We start from the raw sequence: 1,513 nt of genomic DNA, 5'->3' as shown, positions 1-1,513 counted from the left end.
TGTAAATTGACACAGGCCAACGAGTGAAATCTGATACACCGAGTTGAGTAAAGATTGGCGTTTTTTTGGAACGCCGATGCTATCGAACGAGGTGAGTGTGGAGATCGAGATTTTGCGCAAACACGGCCTGAGTCTGCGTCGCATTGCCCAAGAGGTGGGGTGCGCCGTCAATACGGTGCGACGACATCTGGCCTTGGGCGAAGCGCCGAGCTACGGGCCGCGCAAGCGGCGAAGTACCAAGCTCGAAGCGTATGAGTCGTATCTACGGCAACGGCAAGCGGCGGCGCAGCCGCACTGGATTCCGGCCACGGTGCTGCTGCGCGAGATCAAGGCACAAGGCTACGAAGGGGGCATCAGTCAGCTGCGCGCCTTTGTGCGCGGGCTGCGCCCCGCGCCCATCGAGGAGCCCCTGGTACGGTTCGAGACCAGCCCGGGGGAGCAGATGCAAGTCGACTGGGTGGAGTTTCGCAAAGGGGCCGATGCGCTCTATGCCTTTTGCGCCACGCTGGGTTACAGCCGCGCCAGTCACGTCGAGTTCGTCACCGACATGAAGGTGGGCACGCTCATCGAGTGCCATGAGCGCACCTTTGCGGCGCTGGGCGGGGTGACACGGCGCATCCTCTACGACAACATGAAGACGGTGGTGCTCGAGCGTGACGCCAGCGGCCAGGGGCAGCACCGCTATCACCCGACGTTTCTGGACTACGCCAAGCACTGCGGCTTCGTCATCAAGCTCTGCCGCCCCTATCGCGCCAAGACCAAGGGAAAGGTGGAGCGCTTCAACGGCTATCTGCGCCGCTCGTTCTACGTCCCCTTGGCGGCGAAGCTCAAACAGGCGGGTTTGAGCGTGGACGTGGTCACGGCCAATGCCGAAGTCCGCCGTTGGCTCAAAGAGGTGGCCAACGCCCGCCTCCATGCCACCACCGGGGCCGTGCCTTGGCAACGGCTGTGCCAGGAGGAACGGGCCCAGCTGCAACCCCTTGCGCCGGCGTGGCGAGGCCAGATCCCTGCGGCTCTGCCCACGGCCAACGCAGCCCCAGGCCAACCAGATCGCCTCGCGGCGCAGTACCCATGCGCCGTACCGGCGCAGCACCCCCTGTCCGTCTATGAGCGCCTGCTCCAGGAGATCGCATGAACCTGCAACACGAACGGCTCACCGCCCTGTGCGAGCAGCTGCAGCTGCCCTTCATCGCCCAGGGGTACGCGGCCGCCGCCCAGGAAGCGGCCCGTGGGGAGCGCTCTTACAGCGATTTCCTCGAGGCGGTGCTCAAGAGCGAACTGGCTGGCCGTCAGGTCAGGAAACAGAACGTGCTCACCCGCCTGGCCGGATTCCCGGCGATCAAGACCCTCGAGCAGTTCGACTATGCTTTTGCCAGCGGCGTGAAACGCCAGCAGATCGACGAGCTCGCGGGCCTGGGCTTTCTCGAGCGGGGAGAGAACGTCGTGCTCCTGGGGCCCTCGGGCGTGGGCAAAACGCATCTGGCCATCGCCTTGGGCTATCGGGCGGCCCAGG

2 protein-coding genes are annotated in these 1,513 nt (G+C 64.6%); both read left to right on the top strand.

Annotation, left to right across the window (positions count from 1 at the left end):
- Positions 1 to 76 precede the first annotated feature (76 nt).
- On the top strand, positions 77 to 1,135 hold the full coding sequence (gene istA / locus ASC37_RS11160) for an IS21 family transposase (protein ID WP_055424432.1): 1,059 nt from the start codon (positions 77 to 79) through the stop codon (positions 1,133 to 1,135).
- On the top strand, positions 1,132 to 1,513 hold a 382-nt coding region (locus ASC37_RS11155; protein WP_176697480.1), incomplete at its 3' end, for an ATP-binding protein. The genes istA and ASC37_RS11155, both read left to right, overlap by 4 nt.

It is taken from the genome of Tepidiphilus thermophilus (assembly GCF_001418245.1).
GTDB lineage: Bacteria > Pseudomonadota > Gammaproteobacteria > Burkholderiales > Rhodocyclaceae > Tepidiphilus > Tepidiphilus succinatimandens.
This window is presented reverse-complemented; position numbering and strand designations above follow the sequence as displayed.

Bases quoted from the DNA above. Each gene is read 5' to 3' on its own strand.
- istA (WP_055424432.1), top strand. From the start codon at position 77: ATGCTATCGAACGAGGTGAGTGTGGAGATCGAGATTTTGCGCAAACAC.